This is a genomic window from Micromonospora cathayae (assembly GCF_028993575.1).
GTDB classification, from domain to species: domain Bacteria; phylum Actinomycetota; class Actinomycetes; order Mycobacteriales; family Micromonosporaceae; genus Micromonospora; species Micromonospora cathayae.
On record NZ_CP118615.1, the window covers coordinates 3,985,257 to 4,002,863 of the forward strand.

Below are 17,607 nucleotides of genomic sequence, written 5' to 3' on the forward strand. Positions count from 1 at the left end.
AAGGGGGACCTGCCGCTCACAGGGCCCAGAGGAACTTCGCCACCGGCGGGCCGAACCGGTCGGTGTCCACGAGGAAGGCGTCATGCCCCTCGTCGCAGTCCAGCGGCAGGAACTGCACGTCGGTGCCGCCGGCGTACAGCCCTTCGGCGATCTGCCGTTGCTGGTGCAGGGGGAACAGGATGTCGGTCTGCACACCGATCACCAGCGCCCGCGCCAGGTCCAGCCGGGCCAGCGCCGCCTCGGCGTCGACCGCCACCGCCTCCCCGGCCGGCCCGGGGCCACCGGCGTCGCTGTCCGGTTTACCGCAGGCACCGGCCAGGTCGAACCAGTCGATGCAGCGGCTGAGATACAGGTAACTGTTGGGGTCGAACCGGCGCAGGAACCGTTGGGCGTGGCGTTCCAGGTAGCTCTCGACCTCGAACTCCGGGCCGAACGCCGGTCCCTGCCGGTGCGGCTCCGGACGGAGCCGGGCGCGGCCGAAGCGGACGTCCCACTCCCGGGCCGAGCGGTAGGTCATCATGCCCAGCTTGCGGGCGACCGCCATGCCCTGCCGGGGATAGCTCTCCTCGTCGTACCGGCCCCGGTTCCAGCGGGGGTCGGACCGGATCGCCTCCCGTTGCAGGGACCGCACCGCGATCGAGAACGGCAGCGAGTGCACCGCTCCCGAGATGTTGATGTGATGGCGGGCCAGCCCGGGATGCCGGGCCAGCAGCGCCAGCGCGCTCATCCCGCCCATCGAGGCACCGATCACGCAGGCCAGCTCGTCGAAGCCGAGCGCGCGTACCGTCCAGGCGGCGGCGTCGGCGATGTCCTCGATGGACAGGTCCGGGAAGGTCAACCGGTAGGGCTCGCCGGTGCCGGGATCCACCGACGCCGGCCCGGTCGAGCCCTTGCAGCTGCCCAGCGGGTTCACGCAGATCACGTGCCAGCGGTCGGTGTCGATGGGCTTGCCCGGCCCGAGCATGGCCTCCCACCAGCCCGGGGTGGTGTCGTCCGGGTGGGCGGCGGCGTGCGCGTCGGGCGAGAGGCCGGTGAGGAGCAGGACGGCGTTGTCGCGTGCCGCGTTCGGCTGACCGAAGGTCTCGTAGCCGATGCGCGCGCCGTACAGCGAGCCGCCGCGCTTCATGGCGAACCCGTCGGGCAGGTCGACGAACCGGGTGGCCGGGGGGATGTACTCCGTCATGCGTCCACTCCCCGTGGGTCGTGTGCTCAGGACCGGTACGGCGGGGCGTCCAGCGAGGCCAGCCACTCGTCGTCCGACCCCTCGTTCACCCCTTCGAGCAGGAAGGTGGAGAGGTAGCGTTCGCCGGTGTCCGGCAGCATCGCGAGGAGCACCGAACCCTCCGGCGCCGTCTCCGCGACGCGTAGCGCGGTCGCCAGCGTGGCACCGGCGGAGATCCCCACGAAGATGCCCTCCTCGGCGGCGAGCCGGCGCGCGGTGTCCCGTCCCTCGTACTCGTTGACGGTCACCAGGTCGTCGATGACGGACCGGTCGAGCACCTCGGGGATGAAGTTGGGCGTCCAGCCCTGGATCTGGTGCACGTTCCATTCCTGCCCGGCCAGCACGGAGGCGTTGTCCGGCTCGGGGACCACGATCCGGACGCCGGGCCGGGCGAGCTTCAGCATCTGGCCGACGCCGGTCAGGGTGCCGCTGGTGCCGAAACCGGTCACGAAGTAGTCCAGCCGTTTCCCGGCGAAGTCACTGAGGATCTCCGCCGCCGTCGTCTCGCGGTGGTACGCGGGGTTCGCCGGGTTCTCGAACTGCCGGGCCCGGAACCAGCCGTGCTTCTCCGCGAGTTCGTCGGCGATGCGGTTCCCGCCACTGCTGCCCTCGGCGGCCGGGAAGAGCACCACCTTTCCGCCGTACGCGCGGATGAGCTTGCGCCGCTCGATGGAGTAGGAGTCGGACATCACGGCCACGAAGTGGTAGCCACGGGCCGCCGCCACCATCGCCAGCGCGATGCCGACGTTCCCGGAGGTGCACTCGGCGATCGTGTCACCCGGCTTCAGCAGGCCCCGGGCCTCGGCGTCGAGGACGACGGCGAGCGCCAGGCGGTCCTTGACCGAGCCGCCGGGATTGAACGACTCCACCTTGACGTAGAGGTCGACGTGCTTCGGCGGCAGCCGGTGCAGCCTGACGATCGGTGTGGCGCCGATGGTGTCGAGAATGTTGTCGTAGAGCGGCATGCGGGACCCCTCCCCTTCGTGGTTCCGGCTTGGTCAGTGCGTCCGGTCGAACAGCGGCGCGATCATGTCGAGTACGACGGAGACGGCCTGCTCGCTGTCCGCGTCGTCCAGCGGGGCGTTGAACTCGGCCACCTCGACGCCGAGGATCCGCTCCGGCGGAAAGGCTTCGAAGATGGCCCGGATCTGCGCCGGCGTCATGCCGTCGGGCACCGTGTAGTCGGCCGGGACGGACCCCGGCTCCAGCACGTCCCAGTCGATGTGGATCCACACCGGTGATCCGCCCACGGCGTCCGCGACGGTCTCCGCGCTCGCCTGCGCCGGCGGGATGACCAGGACGCCGGCGGTGCGCAGGAGTTCGTGCTCGGCCTGGTCGATGTCGCGCGCGCCGACCAGGATGGCGCGGTCCGGTGTCAGCCCGGCTCCGTGGCCGCTGTCCCAGAGCCCGCACACGCCGGAGAGGACCATGCCGCCGAGGTAGCCGGTGCCGGTGGTCGCCGGGGTGTTGAAGTCACCGTGCGCGTCGATGTAGAGGACCTTCGCGTCCGGGTACTCGCGTGCCGCGACCGGCAGGGTGGCCAGGCCGGTGGAGCAGGTGTTGGCCACCAGCAGGGGGACGTTGCCGGCGGTCACGCTCTCGGTGACCGCCTGTCGCAGCCCGACGAGCGTCTCCCGGGCCCGGGGGAGGCTGTCGGTCCAGTCGTCGTCGACCGCCGGGGCGGGGTCCCCGACGTACCGTCCCTTGAGGCCGTGGCGGTGTTCCAGTGCCTTCGCGACGCGGGCCGCGCCCTCGATCATCCGTGGTGCGCGGTCGGCCACCCGGCCCTGGGAAACGATGAGGTCGATCATGTCGTCCCTTTCCTGTCGTGCGTGGGGCGGGCAGTTCCGGTAACGAACGGGCACCTGTCGGTCCGTTCCGCGTTCTCTTCCAGGAGGCCGTACTGTCGCCATTCGAGGGCGTGGGTGCCGTATGAGCCCAACTGGGGGGAACGGGGTATTCCGTCGTACCGGTCTATCCGGTTACGGATGTTCGAACGGGTTCTGCGTCCGCTCGGTGTGTCTCCGGCGAAGATGTCGAACCGCTCCCGCGGGTTGATGACCAGGATGAAACGGCTCCCCAGGTTGCGGCTGCGGCGTACCTGGTGCGCGGGACTGCTCATGTTGCAGAACAGCGGCATGCCGGCGAAACACATGGCCCAGGCCGCCGTGTCGGGATCGGTGCCGACCCGGTCCGGCCACGGCGCCGGGTCGACCGCGTGCAGGCGTTGCAGGACCGACCAGCCGAAGGCGTGGTACTCCTCGACGGTCCGTGCCCCGGTGGCGTCCGCCGCGAACGCCACGAGCAGGGGATAGGCGGTATCCAGTCGGCCGTCCCACGTCTCGGAGAGCTTGACGTACTCGGTGAGCCCGCCGGCCAGGTGGGCGATGTCGGGTGCCGTGGTGCCTGCCACGAAGACGAACTTCAGGAGCTGTTTCCGGTACGCGTTCCTGGAGAACACGCAGGGAAAACCGGGGTCCGCGAGGCGGGAACCGACGTCATCGAGAACACTGCGCTGCCAGCCTGTGCCGGCAATACTGATTTCCTGTTGCGAGATCAGCGCCATGCTGCACTTCCCCGTGCCTGTCCGGTGGCAATGTCCGATACTGGGCCAGGATCAAGATGATCTTCGAAGAATGGACAAGCACGGCTTCGCGCTGTCCTGACATTGACGTTCGTGGTTTCCAAGGCGGAGTGCCGTGATCTTTATGGCAACTCTCCGAACCGACGCCAACACTAAGTGCAACCATGCGGTCGACAGGCTGCTGTCTCGCGATGTGAGACGAATTTACGGGCCTGAAAAGAAACGCATCGATTTGACCTGCATAAATGCCGCGTCGGTGTGATCCAGGTCACTTGCCGGCTGTCGCGACGGGCAGGCCGGATCGCCTGCCAGGCGGGGGTACCTGGCAGGCGACCGAGGATGTCGACGATGCGGCGTCACCGTCGGGTGCCGGCGACGTCCGGCACGACGTGGCCGTGGCGGCGGCCCGGGTGAAGATCTACGCCGACCCCGGGCGCGGCCGGTCGAAAGGCGGTCGTCGCCGTGGGCCGGGTCCGGTTACCCGAGCGACACCCGGAAGAGCCGGCCGACGGTGGCGCACGGGTCCGGTGTCACCCGGGCGGCGGTGGCGAGCAACGACAGCGGTTCGTCGCTCCGCCGGACGCTTCCCGGACCGGCTCCCGGAGGCGGCGGCAGCAGGTAGAGCTGGCCGATTCCCCAGGTCGCGATCCAGTCGCGCCGCTGGGCCACCGTGATGTCGGCGAAGTTGTTCGGGAAGAACGCGGTCCGGCGGCCGGTCAGGGCGCTGTGCCGGCCCACCTCCGTGCTGGTGACGATGGTCAGCGTGGTGTCGTTCCGGCAGCGGCGCAGTTCCTGCTCCACCACGCCGCCGGTGAGGGCGTCCGGGTCCGGCGGTGTCCGGACGAGGTGGTATCCGAGCCCCCAACCGGCCGGTAGCACCAGCAGCAGGACACCGACGGCGAGCCCGGTGCGCCGCCCGGCCAGCCGGGCCGGGACCGGAGTCCGGCGGACCAGCACGACGGCCAGCAGCAGCATCAGCAGCACGACCAGGCTGAGGTAGCGCCGACTCAGGTACCCGGTGGTCAGTTCGGAGAAGGCGACCTGCGCGGTCAGGGCGGCCAGCGCGGCCAGGCACACCAGCAGCCAGCGCGGCCCACGGCGAACCGGTCCCCGGCGGCGCAGGAGCAGCAGACCGGCCGCCACGGTGGCCACGACGGTGGGCGCCAGCACCGCGGCCTTGGCCGCCTGCAGGGCCGCCGCGGGCACGTTGCCGACGACCCGGGCCAGCCAGCCGAGCGGGTCGTCGGTGACGGTGGGGGTGTGGTCGAGGTCGATCACGTCGGTGACGTACAACTGCGGTACCGCCATCGCGATGACGCGATTGTCCGCGGGGAACGGTGTACCGAAGTGCGCCAGCCCGTAGCGTGCCCACGGCACCATGACGACCGCGAAGACCAGCCCGGCCGGCACGAGCCAGCGCCAGTCCCGGCGGCGGGCCACGACCAGCAGCACCGCCAGGAGCAGCACCGCCGGCAGGGTGTCCGGCCGGGTGAGCACCAGCCCGGCGGCGGCGGCACCGGCCGCCGGCCAGGCCGGTGCGGGACGCCGTTCCGTGGTGACCAGCGCGAGGACCAGCAGGCTGAGCAGGAGCCCGGCCAGCGGGAAGGTGCGGGCGGTGAGCATCTCGTCGAGATACGGCACGAAGCCGAGCAGGCCCACGGTCACGAACGGCCCGAGTCCGCGTACGCCCAGGCGACGGCCCAGCACCGACAGCACCGCCGCGGTGGCCAGGACACATCCCACCGCGGCGAGGAGACCGGCCTGCGGACCCGTGCGGGTCAGCGCCGCCGTGACGCCGACCAGGATCGGCCAGAGCGGACCGCAGCCCATCGAGTACGGCTCGGTCGACTGGTAGCTGTGCCGGGACGTGATGCGGAAGAAGTCGCCGCCGAGGGTCTGGGACAGCTCGTAGTAGCGCCACGAGTCCACGTTGTACGGCGGGCCGTTCCAGTAGTGGAGCAGCAGGAAGGCCAGCATCCCGGCGAGCGACGCCCAACCGGCGGCGACCAGCCAACCGGGCATCGACAGGGTCCGCGTGGTCTGGACCGGGGCGGCGGTCGGCGCACTGGCGAGCCGTCCGGGCGTACTCATGCGCCCGCCCCGAGCGTCGCCGGGTGGGCCGGTGCGTTCGTCAGCTGTTCGTGCAGGTACGGCCCCGGCGGTCCGGCGTCCTGTCCGGGCAGCTCAGCCGAGTGGTACACCATCGCGTCCTGCACCGAGTACATCGGCCGGGCGCGCACCTCGACCAGGATCCGCGCCAGGTACTCCCCGAGCACCCCGAGGATGAGGAACACGCCGGTGAACCCGCCCGACACCAGGATCGCCAGCGTGGTCCACCCCTCTATGAGGTCGGACTTGAAGAGGAACACCGCGGTCGCGTAGCCGATCCCGGCGAGCGACAGGGATCCGAACATCAGGGACAACCGGTGTGCCACGCGCAGCCCGAAGTTGGAGAACGACAGCAGGACGTCGAAGGCCAGGCTGGAGGTCTCCCGGTTCAGCCGACGGCGATGGGCGGTGCTGTCCACCGTGGTACGGGTGTACCGCAGATGCTGGTGCCGGTGCCCGAGGATCGCGTACAGGGCCTTGCGGTAGCGGACCTTCTCCCGCATGGCCAGCATCGCGGCCAACGCGCGTCGGGAGGTCAACCGCAGGCGTTCGGTCCGCAGCGGGGTGTCCAGGTCGCTGTAGTGGTTGACCAGGCGGTAGAAGATCCGGCTGCGCAACGGACCGTCGTCGCCGCTGGCGGTGACGATGTCGCAGCCACCGGTGGTGCCGACCTGATACATCAGGGCGAGGGTGTCCAGCGGGAAGTCCACGGTCGGGCTCTCCAGTTCGAAGACCCAGTCGCCCATCGCCCGGTCCAGCCCGGCCTTGATGCCGGCCTCCACGCCGTGCCGCCGGGCCAGCCGGATCACCACCGCGTTGAGCCGGTGCCGGGTCGCGCAGGCCCGCACCAGCGGGGTGGGGTCGTTCGTCGAGTTGTCGTCGACCACCACCAGTTCGTGCAGTTCGAAATGTTCGGTGAGCCAGGGCCCCACCTGTTCCAGGAACCGTTCCAGTGCCGCGTCGTTGCGGCAGTAGAGCACGAGACTCACGAAGGTCTTGAATGCCATAGCACCTCATCGAGGTCGTAGATGGTGTTCACTTTGCCGCTGAGCAACGTGACGAACGAGGGACGCTCGCTGTCTGTCCGGATGAGGGTGGGGCGGGAATCGTCCACCTCCGCGGTGCGGAGCACGGCTTTGACCGCGAACAGGCTCTCCACCCGGCGCAGTTGTCCGGCCGTCGGAAGGAAGCGTTGGGTGAGCGTTCGCATGTAGGGGTAACTGCTCGCCGGCCGGGCGGAACAGGTTCCGCAGTTGGCCAGGACGGCCGGCCCGCAGTCCGGGATCCGCTCCTGGCACGGGAACGTCGGCAGGGTGTCGGTACTGGTCAGCCGTGGTGTGTAGGCCACGCTGCTGAGGCTGTGCCACGGGGTGTGCCCGAACGGCATGAGGGAGAAGAACGAGCCGTCCAGCACGGTGACCGCCACGTCCCGGTGGGCCGGGGCGTCGACCAGCACCATCTCGCACAACTCGTACTTGAGCGGCACCGGCGGCAGGTCGAACGTGGCGAGCAGGGCGTTGGTGCCGGCGTAGGTCGCGTTGACGACCGCCCCGGCCGCCACCTGCGTGCCGGATCGCAGCGTCGTCCGCCAGACGTCACCGTCGCGTCCGGCCTCGACCACGGTGTCGCCGAGGAACCACCGCAGCCGACCCGGGTACGCGTCCACCCGGGCCAGTAGTGCCGTGCGCAGCGCCGGTGCGTCGAAACTGAACTCGTCGGTCTCGTACGCCGCCTCGACACTGCCGTTCAGGAAGAACTCCGCCGGGTCGATCCGGGTGGCGGGTACCCCGACCGTGGAGCAGAACTTCTCGAAATGGTGGGCATCCACGAAGGAGCCTTCCGCCGCGATCGCGTACACGGACCGGAATCGTCGGTTGACCGCGGTGGGGAAGTCCCGGAGAAACCGGGTGTAATAGCTGGCTGAACGTAGGGCGGTATACACGCTGCGCGGATAGTGGTAGCCGTTGTGGGCGCGGGCCTGGTTGATCAGGCTGGCCCTTACCAGCGGACGCCGCTCGATGTCGACCACTGCGACGGACCGGCCTTGGGCGAGTTGCCGCCAGGCGGCCCACAGGCCGAAGATCCCCGCGCCCAAGACGAGGGTATCGACAGAAACGCGCTCCGTGCCCATATTTGAAAGGCTAACATCGTTTTTGCCCGTTTATCGTCGCATATCATGAGGTGAGTGATGCTCACAGCTCTGGTCGGTCATACCGGTTTCGTCGGCGGCAACCTTGCCCGGCAACGCGCCTACGACGTCGAGGTCAACCGGGCCACCGTCGGCGCGATCGAAGGGCGACGGTTCGCCCGGCTCGTCATCAGCGCCGCGCCGGGGGTGAAGTGGCGGGCGAACACCGACCCGGACACCGATCGTCGCGCCATCGACGCACTCGTGGCCCACCTGCGCACCACCACGGCGGACGAGGCCATCCTCATCTCCACCGTCGACGTCTACCCGCAGCCGCAGGGCGTGGACGAGACGACGCCCGTCGAACCAGCCGACCATCCACAGGCGTACGGCCGCAACCGGCTCCGGCTGGAACGGTTCGTCCGACAGCACTACCCCCGCTGTCTGGTGGTCCGGTTGCCGGCCCTGTTCGGACCGGACCTGCGCAAGAACCTCATCCACGACCTGGCCACCGGGCGGACCGAGGAGTTCTGCCACCGGAACTCGACCTTCCAGTTCTACGACCTGCAGCGACTGACCGGTGACCTCGACCGGGCCAGCGCGGCGGGGCTGACCGTGCTCAACCTGGCCACCGAGCCGCTCTCCGCGCAGACCGTCGCCCGGGAGGTGTTCGGACGCACGCTGAGCTGCGAGACGGTGGACCGGGTCGACTACGACACGCGCACCCGGCACGCTGCGGTGTTCGGCGCCGAGGGGGCCTACGTCAGCGGCCGTGACGAGGTGCTCGCCCGGCTGCGGGCGTTCGCCCGGGACCGGGTGGCGGCATGAAGGTGGCGATCAGCAACATCGCGTGGCAGCCCGCCGACGACGAGAAGGTCGCCGACCTGCTGCGCCACGCGGGTGTCGCGGGCCTCGAGGTGGCCCCCACGAGGATCTGGCCGGACCTGGCCGCGGTCTCCCTCGACCAGGCCCACACGTACGGGCGGTCGTGGGCCCGCGCCGGCCTGCCGGTGGTCGCCGCCCAGTCGCTGCTGTACGGCCGCCCCGACCTCACCCTGTTCGGGCCGGAGCAGGAGGAGTTCGTCGCCTACCTGTGCCGGGTGATCGACCTGTGCGCCGCGATGGGTGCCACCGCGCTGGTCTTCGGTAGCCCCCGTAACCGGCAGCGGCACGGCCTGCCGGTCGAGGCAGCGGACCGCATCGCCGTCGACGTCTTCGGCCGGTTGGCGGAACGGGCGAACGCGGCCGGGGCGAGCCTGTGCCTGGAGGCCAACCCGGCGGTGTACGGCGCCGACTACCTGCTGCGGGCGGCGGAGGCGGCGGCGCTGGTGGTCGCGGTCGACTCGCCGGGGCTGCGGCTGCACCTGGACACCGCCTGCATGGCGTTGGCCGGAGACGACGCGTCAGCGTGCGTACACCGCTTCGCCCCGCTGCTGCGGCACGCCCATCTGAGCGAACCCGACCTGGCTGCGGTCGGCACCCCCGACCGTGGGCACGCCGACTTCGTGGCCGCCCTGCGCGCCGTGGACTACGACCGGTACCTCAGTGTGGAGATGCGCCCGGCGCAGGGCGACCGGGTGGCGGCCGTGGAGCGTGCCGTGCGCTACGCCGTGGCTCTCTGCGGAGGCCGGTCATGACCGGCACGCGACAGGTCCACCAGGAGGAGGACCGGCAGGTTCCGCGCTACGAGCGGTACGACTTCGCTCCCCGGCGCAGCCGCTACGCGGTGGTGGTACCCGTGATCAACGAGGGCGAGCGGCTCCGCGCGCAGCTGCGCCGGATGCACGACTGCGGTCACGGCCTGGACGTGTTGATCGCGGACGGGGGCAGCACGGACGGCTCCCTGTCCGAGGGCTTCCTGGCCGCCCACGGGGTACGGTCGGTGCTGGTCAAGAGCGGTCCGGGGCGGCTCAGCGCCCAACTGCGGATGGCCTTCGCCGCCACGCTGGCCGACGGCTACCACGGGGTGATCACCCTGGACGGCAACGGCAAGGACGGCGTCGAGGCGATCGCGCGGTTCCGGGCCAGGCTGGACCAGGGGTACGACTACGTGCAGGGCTCCCGCTTCGTCGCCGGTGGCGCGGCGGTGAACACGCCGTGGTCGCGGTACCTGGGTATCCGCCTGGTGCACGCGCCGATGCTGTCGGCCGGCGGGCGGACCTGGTACACCGACACCACCAACGGGTTCCGGGGGCACTCGGCGCGGCTGCTGGCCGATCCCCGGGTGGGTGTGTTCCGCGACGTGTTCGACGCGTACGAACTGTTGGCGTACCTGCCGGTGCGGGCGGCCCGGCTGGGGCTACGGGTCTGCGAGGTGCCGGTGACCCGGGCGTACCCGACGGGGACGGTGCCGACCAAGATCAAAGGGTGGTCCGGGAACCTGGACCTGCTGGCCGTCGCCGCCCGGGCCGCAACCGGCCGCTACGACCCCGCCCGGACCCCCTCCACCGGGGAGGTCCCCGGGCGGCGTACGGCGTGACGTGCGGTACCCGGGCAGCGCCGACCGGGGGCGCTGCCCGCGGCGGGCGGGTCCGCTCATGGAACCCGCCCGCCTTCCGGTGACCCGCTCCGGGTGATCAGGCGCAGGACGCGCCGTTGAGGGTGAACGCGGCGGGGGCCGGGTTCGTCCCGGAGTAGCTGCCGTTGAAGCCGAAGCTGACCGTGCCACCCGCCGCGATGGTGCCGTTCCAGGAGAGGTTCCGGGCGGTCACCGCCGTGCCCTGCTGGCTGATCTGCGCGCTCCACCAGTTCGTGACGCGCTGGTTGCCGGCGTACGTCCAACCGACCGTCCAGCCGTTGACCGGGGCCGGGCCGGTGTTGGTCACCGTGACGCTGGCCGTGAAGCCGGTGCCCCACTGACTGTCCACCCGGTACGTGACGGTGCACGTCGCCGGGGGCGGGCTGGCCGCGAACGACACCCGGTGCAACTGGCCGGGCAGGTCGTTGGCCAGGTAGATCTCACCGTCGGCGTTCAGCCCCAGGGTGGTGGGCTGGATGGTCAGCTCGCCGAGCCTCCGGGTGGCGTAGCTGCCGTCGGCGTTGGGGCGGATGGCGAACGCGGTACCGGAGCAGTAGTCGGTCGCCAGGTAGGTGCCGGCGGCGATGTCGGCGTACTGGCTGCCCCGGTAGACGTGGCCGCCGATGACGGCACAGCCGTCCACCGAGGTCTGGTAGTGGTACACCGGATCGACGTACCGTGCGCCGGCCACGCAGCGGGCCGGGTTGAAGACCTGCGGTCCCTCCCGGCAGGACCAGCCGAGGTTGGCGCCACGCTGGTCCGCGCGCAGGTGGTTGATCTCCTCGTAGGTGCCCTGGCCCACGTCGGCGACCCAGAGTGACCCGTCGGCCGGGTCGAACGAGAACCGCCACGGGTTGCGCAGGCCGTACGCCCAGATCTCCGGCCGGGCCCCGGCGGTGCCGACGAACGGGTTGTCCGCCGGTACGCAGTACGGTCGGCCGTCGCAGCTGCGGGAGACGTCCAGCCGGACGATCTTGCCGAGCAGCGTGCCCAGGTTCTGCCCGGTGTTCAGTTGGTCGTCCGCGCCGCCGCCGTCACCGATGCTCCAGTAGAGGTGGCCGTCGGGGCCGAAGGCGAGCTGACCGCCGTTGTGGTTGCTGAACTCCGCGTGCGCCTGGCTGAGCAGCACCTCCTCACGTGCTGCCGGCACCGGGTGCTGTCCGGCGCTGTCCAGGACGAACCGGGACAGGGTGACCGCCCCGTCGGGCAGCGCCGTGTAGGCGACGTAGAGGGACCGGGTGGTGGCGAAGTTCGGTGAGGTCACGATGCCGAGCAGGCCGCGTTCGTTGCCGGAGGTGGACACCCGGGTGGTGAGGTCCAGCAGTGGGGTGGCCGCGAGTCCGGTGTCCTCGTGGTAGACCCGGACGGTGCCGGCCTTCTCGGTGACGAACAGCCGGTCGCTGCCGTCGTCCGGGGCGTGGATGGCGGTCGGCCGGCGCAGGCCGGAGGCGACCTGGGTGGTGCTGACGGTCAGCCGGTCCAGCGGCACCGCGGCCGGGCCGACCCCGCTCCGCCCGACCCCGGCGGCCGGCGCGGCCCGGTGGTCGGGGCCGGCCACCCCGTCGGCACCGGCCGGCGTGGAGGGGCCGGCCGGGGCGGAGCGGGCGGCTCCGCCGTCGAGGGTGGTGGGGGCGGACAGGGCGGGGGTGGGCGGCAGGAGCAGCCCGGCCGTCAGGACGAGTCCGGTGACGGTCGCCAGGGTGCTCCTACTGGCAGTAGGCATGTCGACTCCAATCTTCGGTCGAAGTCAATGTCCGGGTGGTTTCGGCGTTCATCTATGCGTATCCCGCCTGATGGAAGCGCTCCCAGGTGCGCGGTCCCGCACCCTGGAACCCGCTGCCCCGTTCCGGCGGGCTGAAGCCGACGGTGGCACGCCCTACCATGGCGCGGGTGGACAAGGTGCAGCTCCGCCGGCTACCCGTGACCGAACCGCCGATCCCGCCCGGCGGCGGGCGGATCCAGTCGGACGCGGGCGAACTGGCCCAGATCGCCAGCGGCCCCGACGCGTACCGGTTCGTCGCCTACCTGGAGCTGCGACCCGGCCGACCGCGCGGCAACCACTACCACACCCGCAAGACCGAGACCCTGTACGTCGTCAGCGGCCGGGTGCGCGCGGTCTTCCACGACCTGACGTCGGGGCGGCGCAGCGAGGCGGTGCTGGAACCGGGCCACCTGGTGACGATCCAGCCGCACTGCGCGCACGTCTTCCACGCCCTCGACCCGGCGCAGGCGGTCGAGCTGGCCGACGTCCCCTACGACCCGGCGGACACCCACCCGCACCAGGTCGGCGAGCGGGCCTAGCTAGCCCGCGTCGGACGCCGCCCCGTCGGAGCGTCCCCACCGGAGGGTGCCGTGACAGACCACGTCGCCGAGGATCTCCCGGTTGTCCCGCCACCGGTCCAGCCGGGCCCCGGCGACGCTGACGTCACCGTGGAACGAGGCACGACCGTCGGGGCCGCCGAGGCGGAACACGGTCCCCTCGAACGTGCTGTCGTCGAACCGGGTGGTGCCGTGGAACTGGGTGCCGGTGAAGTCCGCGTACCCGACGCGGCAGCCGGAGAGATCCAGGTCGAGCAGGGTCGCGCCGGACAACGGCAGGGTCGTGCCGGCCCAGTGCGGTGGACCGTCCGGGGCCGGCCGGAGCCGGTCGGTCAGCAGCCGCTGCGCGTCGCGCCGCAGCCCCACCTCCCGCTCCTGCCCGGCGGTACGGGGGCCGGCCAGCCGGAACGGCAGCGGCCGGCGCAGGTACCCGCACACCGCGTCCACCACGCGTTGCCGCAGGTCCGATCGGGTGTCGCCGAGTTCGCCGAGGATCCGTAGCCCGGCCGCGCGGACGTCGGGATCGGGGTCGGCGAGTTGGCCCGCGTACGGGGCGACGGAACCGTCCGGTGTGAGCGGAGCGCCGCTGTCGTCCGGTCCGGCGGTCGGCGTCCAGCCCAGCGGCCAGCACACCGGTTCGTCGTCGGCGGTACCGGACCACCGGGCCCCGGCCAGGTCCACGGTCGGCTGGTCGAGCATGGTCGGCCCGCCGAACCGGGCGTCCCGGAAGCAGGCGTCCGCCCCGAACCGGGCCTTGTGGAACCAGGCCGGCCCGGCGAACCGCGCCCGGCGGAACGACACCGGCCCGGCGAACCGGGCTCCGTCGCCGCCCTCGTGCCAGTCCTGGTAGTCGCCCATCACCACCGCCACCGGCCAGCCCGGATCGTCCTCGTTCGGTTCGTCCCACGCCACCGGCCGGACCTCCTCGATGGTGTCCCAGGCCGGATCGTCCTCCCACAGCTCGTCCTCGCCGCGCCCGAACCAGGCGATGCCCTGGAAGGTGGCACCGGTGAAGTCGGTCGGGCCCCGGAACCTGGCCCGCCCGAACGCGGCGTGCGCACCGAACCGGGCTCCGGTGAACCGGGCCGGGCCGTCGAAGAGGGCGCGGCTGAAGAGCGCGTCGCCGGTGAACCGGGTGCCGGCGAACGAGGTCGTCCCGGCGAACCGGGTGTCGGCGAAGCGTCCCTCGCCCAGCCGGCAGCCGCTGAGGTCGACGTCCACCAGGTACGCCCCGGACAGGTCGACGGTGACCTCGGCCGCCGGGGTGCCGGCCGGGCGCAGCAGCGCCGCGAGGGCGCGTACCGCCGTCCGTGCGTCGTCCCGCGTACCGGGACGGTCGTCCGGACCGGACCGGGCGCGCAGCCGGGCGCAGATCGTGTCGGTCGTGGGCTGCCGCAGGACGGGGTGCGACGTGGCCAGCTCCACCGCCTGCCGCAGCGCGCTCTCCCACGTCGCGCCGGTCGCCTCCGCCACCTGGCGGGCCACGTCCCGGTACGTCCCGGCGACCGTCTCCGGCACTGCCATCCGACCCCTCCGCTTCCCGACGGCCCTCCGGCCGGGCTGCCCGGACCGGGTGACGCGCAGGATAGCCGGCAGGCGGCTGCCCGGACCGGGGCGGCCCGGCGGACGGTCGGGAACCGCTGGTCAGTCCGCCGGTCCGGTGCTGCCGAACTGCCGCAGCTTGTCGGGGTTGACCACGAAGAAGAGCTGTTCGACGCCCCGGGTCGAGGCGTGCAGGGTGACCAGCGCCTGTGGCGTACCGTCCAGGTCGGTCACCAGCAGCGCCGGGCCGCCGTTCGCCTCGACCAGCCGGTACGTGGCGGTGTGCCAGTACTTGCGCCGGACGTTGTCCAGGAAGGTCGACACCCGGGCCACGCCGTGCAGGACCCGGCGTGCCGCGTGGACCCGGCCGCCGCCGTCGGAGCGGGCCGTCACGTCCTCGGCGAGCAGCTGTTCCAGCGCGGTCAGGTCGCCGTCGCGGGCCGCCCGCAGGAACGCCTCCACCAGCCGTCGCCGGTCGGCCGGCGACACCGGGGCGGAGCGGGCGGAGGCGAGGTGCCGCCGGGCCCGGCTGACCAGTTGGCGGGCGTTGTCCTCGCTGGTGTCGAGCACCTCCGCCACCTGCCGGTGGGGATAGTCGAACGCCTCGCGGAGCACGTACGCGGCCCGTTCCGTCGGACCGAGCTTCTCCAGCAGCACCAGCACCGCCAGGTCCACCGCCTCCGCCCGTTCCGCGCCGAGGGTCGGGTCGGCGGCGGTGTCCACCGGCTCGGGCAGCCACGGTCCGACGTACGTCTCCCGGGCCGCCCGCGCCGAGGTCGCCGCGTTGACGGCCAGCCGGGTGGTGACGGTGGTGAGGAAGGCCGCCGGGTTGCGTACCGCCTCCCGGTCGGTGCCCTGCCAGCGGAGCCAGGCGTCCTGCACCACGTCCTCGGCCGCGCCGACACCGCCCAGCATGCGGTACGCGATACCGAACAGTCGTGGCCGCAGGGCCTCGAACTCGGCCAGACCGGTGGTGGACGACGCCGCTGCCGGGGTCACCGGGTCACGCTGCATGCTCCCAACCTAGGCCCTGTGCCGGCGTCCCCGCCCCGACCGTCCGGGGTCTGGGCGCCCGCCCACCCGTCGAGGGTGGTGGACCCGGTCCGGGCGTCGTCGGCCGGCACCAGCGACCGTTCGGCCAGCACCGCGCCGAAGTACCGCGCCCCGGGGTCGGTGGTCACCGTCCGGTGGTCGCCGTTCCTGGCGAGCAACGTACGGCCCAGGTCGTCGAGGCGGAACCGCTCCGGGCCACCGACCTCCACGGTGTGCTCGGCCGGGGTGCCCACCGCGACGGCCGCCAGTTCCGCGGCCACGTCGTCGGCCGCGAGTGGCTGGATCAGCGCCGCCGGGAGACGTACCGTGTCGCCGTCCGTCGCGGCGTCGACGATGGTGGACAGGAACTCGAAGAACTGCGTCGCGCGGACGACCGTGTACGGGATGCCGGACGCGGCCACGAGTTCCTCCTGCCGGACCTTCGCCCGGAAGTACCCGTTGTCGCCGAGCCGGTCGACGCCGACGACGGAGAGCAGCACGTGGTGCCGTACCCCGGCGGCGAGTTCGGCGGTGGTCAGGTTGCGGCCGGACGTCTCGAAGAACCCGCGCGCGGCGGTGGCCTCGAACGAGGGGGAGTTGGACACGTCGACGACGACGTCCGCGCCGGCCAGCGCGGTGTCCAGCCCCGCCCCGGTCAGGGTGTCCACCCCGGTGCTGGGCGAGGCGGCCACCACCTCGTGTCCCCGCCCGGCGAGGAGGGCCACGAGCCTGGTGCCGATGAGTCCACTGCCGCCGATGACGACGATCCGCATGGTGGTACCTCTCTCCGTGATCTGGCCGTCGGTGGGACGACGGCCCGGATGGTGCTCTCGGCAGGTACGACCGGTCGGGGCGGTGATCCGTGACAGGTGGGCGGGTGACGTGCGTCTCGTCGCGGACGGCATCCGGTACGGCGGTGTGCGCCGTCCCGCTCCGACCGCCGGGCTGGGGCGGACGGCCGGAGCGGGACGACCGGTCACCGGGTCACTGGCAGACCCGGCCGACACCGACCCCGGCGGACACCGTCGCCGGCACGGTGGCCGGCGGGTCCACCGTGTACGGGTAGTAGGTGCGCGGCTCGACCACCGTGCCGGCGGTTTCCGGGGCGCCCGAGCCGACGTACAGGTTGTCGCGTTCCACCACCCGGCCCGGGGCGCTGTCGGCGTACCCGACGTGGATCGGATGGGCCACGTTCTCGAAGTAGTTGCCCTCGACCATCAGCCCGGCGTTCTCGGTCGAGGCGATGCCGTAGAGGGCGTTGTTCCGGTAGTAGTTGTTGTAGACGTGCACCGGGTCGGCGAACCGGACCCGGGGGTGGCGCTGGTCCGTACCGTCGAAGAAGTTGTGGTGGTAGGTGACCCGCAGCTTGCCGATGTCGGCCGGGTAGTTGTCCGAGTGGCCGACCAGCGACGCCTTGCTGTGCTGGTGGAACCGGTTCCAGGAGACGGTGACGAAGTCCGACTCCCGTTTGATGTCGAGCAGGCCGTCGTAGCCGTCGGACAGGTCGTTGTGGTCGATCCAGACGTGGTGGGCCTTGTTGGTGACGCTGATCGAGTCGTCCTCGGCGTCGGTGAACCGGATGTTCCGGATGATCACGTTGTTGCCGGGTCGGGTGGTGGAGCCGAGCTGGAGCCCGCCGCCGGTGATCTCGGCGGTGCTGCCGACGCCGATGATGCTCTTGTTGGCGACCACGGTGATCATGTCGCTGACCTGGATCCGGCCGGCCACCCGGATGATCATCGGGTCCTTCGAGCCGGCGGCGCTGGCCAGCGCCGTGGCGGTGGTGACGGTGACGGTCTGACCGCCCGCGCCGCCGGTGGTGCCGGGCTGGCCGAGGGCGTCGACCGAGGCGAAGCCGGTCGGCGCGTCGGTGCAGGAGACGACCGGCGCGGTGGTCGCCACCGGGTCCGCGGCCGCCGCGCCGCCGCCCAGCGGGACGGCCAGGACCCCGGCCAGGACGAGTGCGGTACGGCGGTGCGGCCGCCGGCCGGCGGTTGTGGCCGGGCGGGGGAGAGGGGTGAGGGTCATCGGATGCTCTGCTTTCCGGGCGCGCGGAACCGTCGCGGGGGCGCGCCGCCGCTGGTGGTGGGCAGGACGCAGGTGTCAGCCCCGACCCGTGCCGACCGTCTCCGCCGTACAGGGGGACGGGGCGG

General features: G+C 71.9%; 16 protein-coding genes. 4 read left to right on the plus strand and 12 right to left on the minus strand.

The window, feature by feature from the left end; translation table 11 throughout:
• Nucleotides 1–16: 16 nt before the first annotated feature.
• The 7 genes from metX to PVK37_RS18300 form a co-directional block, all read right to left on the minus strand.
• Entirely contained in the window at nucleotides 17–1,183 is a 1,167-nt protein-coding gene (gene metX, locus PVK37_RS18270) for a homoserine O-acetyltransferase MetX (protein ID WP_275028667.1), read from the minus strand.
• Nucleotides 1,184–1,209: 26 nt separating this feature from the next.
• Complete coding sequence (cysK, locus tag PVK37_RS18275) at nucleotides 1,210–2,187, minus strand: cysteine synthase A (protein ID WP_275028668.1); 978 nt, start codon at nucleotides 2,185–2,187, stop codon at nucleotides 1,210–1,212.
• A gap of 33 nt (nucleotides 2,188–2,220) precedes the next feature.
• Nucleotides 2,221–3,033 (minus strand): arginase family protein, encoded by an 813-nt coding sequence (locus PVK37_RS18280; RefSeq protein ID WP_275028669.1) that lies wholly within the window; start codon nucleotides 3,031–3,033, stop codon nucleotides 2,221–2,223.
• Complete coding sequence (locus tag PVK37_RS18285; RefSeq protein ID WP_275028670.1) at nucleotides 3,030–3,788, minus strand: YqcI/YcgG family protein; 759 nt, start codon at nucleotides 3,786–3,788, stop codon at nucleotides 3,030–3,032. The genes PVK37_RS18280 and PVK37_RS18285 overlap by 4 nt, the downstream gene beginning before the upstream one ends.
• Before the next feature lie 495 nt (nucleotides 3,789–4,283).
• Nucleotides 4,284–5,897, minus strand: a complete 1,614-nt coding sequence (locus PVK37_RS18290) for a hypothetical protein (protein ID WP_275028671.1) — start codon at nucleotides 5,895–5,897, stop codon at nucleotides 4,284–4,286.
• A complete protein-coding gene (locus tag PVK37_RS18295; protein ID WP_275028672.1) occupies nucleotides 5,894–6,922 on the minus strand; it encodes a glycosyltransferase in 1,029 nt (342 codons plus the stop codon). Before PVK37_RS18295 ends, PVK37_RS18290 begins: the two co-directional genes overlap by 4 nt.
• Nucleotides 6,901–8,046 (minus strand): NAD(P)/FAD-dependent oxidoreductase, encoded by a 1,146-nt coding sequence (locus tag PVK37_RS18300; protein ID WP_275028673.1) that lies wholly within the window; start codon nucleotides 8,044–8,046, stop codon nucleotides 6,901–6,903. Before PVK37_RS18300 ends, PVK37_RS18295 begins: the two co-directional genes overlap by 22 nt.
• A gap of 54 nt (nucleotides 8,047–8,100) precedes the next feature.
• Between PVK37_RS18300 and PVK37_RS18305 the strand changes: the two genes are divergently transcribed.
• From PVK37_RS18305 to PVK37_RS18315, 3 genes are read left to right on the plus strand one after another with little or no spacing between them, the layout of a single operon-like run.
• Entirely contained in the window at nucleotides 8,101–8,871 is a 771-nt protein-coding gene (locus PVK37_RS18305; RefSeq protein WP_275028675.1) for an NAD-dependent epimerase/dehydratase family protein, read from the plus strand.
• A complete protein-coding gene (locus PVK37_RS18310; RefSeq protein WP_275028676.1) occupies nucleotides 8,868–9,680 on the plus strand; it encodes a sugar phosphate isomerase/epimerase family protein in 813 nt (270 codons plus the stop codon). Before PVK37_RS18305 ends, PVK37_RS18310 begins: the two co-directional genes overlap by 4 nt.
• Nucleotides 9,677–10,522 (plus strand): glycosyltransferase family 2 protein, encoded by an 846-nt coding sequence (locus tag PVK37_RS18315; protein WP_275028677.1) that lies wholly within the window; start codon nucleotides 9,677–9,679, stop codon nucleotides 10,520–10,522. Before PVK37_RS18310 ends, PVK37_RS18315 begins: the two co-directional genes overlap by 4 nt.
• A gap of 97 nt (nucleotides 10,523–10,619) precedes the next feature.
• Here the strand turns inward: PVK37_RS18315 and PVK37_RS18320 are convergent, their stop codons facing one another.
• Nucleotides 10,620–12,284 (minus strand): PQQ-dependent sugar dehydrogenase, encoded by a 1,665-nt coding sequence (locus PVK37_RS18320; protein WP_275028678.1) that lies wholly within the window; start codon nucleotides 12,282–12,284, stop codon nucleotides 10,620–10,622.
• Nucleotides 12,285–12,451: 167 nt separating this feature from the next.
• On the opposite strand from PVK37_RS18320, the gene PVK37_RS18325 reads away from it, so the two are divergent.
• Entirely contained in the window at nucleotides 12,452–12,862 is a 411-nt protein-coding gene (locus PVK37_RS18325) for a cupin domain-containing protein (protein ID WP_275028679.1), read from the plus strand.
• On the opposite strand, the gene PVK37_RS18330 is transcribed toward PVK37_RS18325, so the two are convergent.
• The 4 genes from PVK37_RS18330 to PVK37_RS18345 all read right to left on the minus strand — a co-directional run bounded on the left by PVK37_RS18330 (nucleotide 12,863) and on the right by PVK37_RS18345 (nucleotide 17,482).
• A complete protein-coding gene (locus PVK37_RS18330; protein WP_275028680.1) occupies nucleotides 12,863–14,404 on the minus strand; it encodes a pentapeptide repeat-containing protein in 1,542 nt (513 codons plus the stop codon).
• Nucleotides 14,405–14,524: 120 nt separating this feature from the next.
• A complete protein-coding gene (locus tag PVK37_RS18335; protein WP_275028681.1) occupies nucleotides 14,525–15,436 on the minus strand; it encodes an RNA polymerase sigma-70 factor in 912 nt (303 codons plus the stop codon).
• Nucleotides 15,418–16,227 (minus strand): SDR family oxidoreductase, encoded by an 810-nt coding sequence (locus tag PVK37_RS18340; RefSeq protein ID WP_275028682.1) that lies wholly within the window; start codon nucleotides 16,225–16,227, stop codon nucleotides 15,418–15,420. Before PVK37_RS18340 ends, PVK37_RS18335 begins: the two co-directional genes overlap by 19 nt.
• Before the next feature lie 211 nt (nucleotides 16,228–16,438).
• Nucleotides 16,439–17,482: a pectate lyase family protein gene (locus PVK37_RS18345; protein WP_275028684.1), complete on the minus strand. Its 1,044-nt coding sequence runs from the start codon at nucleotides 17,480–17,482 to the stop codon at nucleotides 16,439–16,441.
• Nucleotides 17,483–17,607: the final 125 nt, after the last annotated feature.

Bases quoted from the DNA above. Each gene is read 5' to 3' on its own strand.
- PVK37_RS18290 (WP_275028671.1), bottom strand. From the start codon at position 5,897: ATGAGTACGCCCGGACGGCTCGCCAGTGCGCCGACCGCCGCCCCGGTC.
- PVK37_RS18335 (WP_275028681.1), bottom strand. From the start codon at position 15,436: ATGCAGCGTGACCCGGTGACCCCGGCAGCGGCGTCGTCCACCACCGGT.
- PVK37_RS18300 (WP_275028673.1), bottom strand. From the start codon at position 8,046: ATGGGCACGGAGCGCGTTTCTGTCGATACCCTCGTCTTGGGCGCGGGG.
- metX (WP_275028667.1), bottom strand. From the start codon at position 1,183: ATGACGGAGTACATCCCCCCGGCCACCCGGTTCGTCGACCTGCCCGAC.
- PVK37_RS18320 (WP_275028678.1), bottom strand. From the start codon at position 12,284: ATGCCTACTGCCAGTAGGAGCACCCTGGCGACCGTCACCGGACTCGTC.
- PVK37_RS18330 (WP_275028680.1), bottom strand. From the start codon at position 14,404: ATGGCAGTGCCGGAGACGGTCGCCGGGACGTACCGGGACGTGGCCCGC.
- PVK37_RS18285 (WP_275028670.1), bottom strand. From the start codon at position 3,788: ATGGCGCTGATCTCGCAACAGGAAATCAGTATTGCCGGCACAGGCTGG.
- PVK37_RS18315 (WP_275028677.1), top strand. From the start codon at position 9,677: ATGACCGGCACGCGACAGGTCCACCAGGAGGAGGACCGGCAGGTTCCG.
- PVK37_RS18345 (WP_275028684.1), bottom strand. From the start codon at position 17,482: ATGACCCTCACCCCTCTCCCCCGCCCGGCCACAACCGCCGGCCGGCGG.
- PVK37_RS18280 (WP_275028669.1), bottom strand. From the start codon at position 3,033: ATGATCGACCTCATCGTTTCCCAGGGCCGGGTGGCCGACCGCGCACCA.
- PVK37_RS18295 (WP_275028672.1), bottom strand. From the start codon at position 6,922: ATGGCATTCAAGACCTTCGTGAGTCTCGTGCTCTACTGCCGCAACGAC.
- cysK (WP_275028668.1), bottom strand. From the start codon at position 2,187: ATGCCGCTCTACGACAACATTCTCGACACCATCGGCGCCACACCGATC.
- PVK37_RS18310 (WP_275028676.1), top strand. From the start codon at position 8,868: ATGAAGGTGGCGATCAGCAACATCGCGTGGCAGCCCGCCGACGACGAG.
- PVK37_RS18340 (WP_275028682.1), bottom strand. From the start codon at position 16,227: ATGCGGATCGTCGTCATCGGCGGCAGTGGACTCATCGGCACCAGGCTC.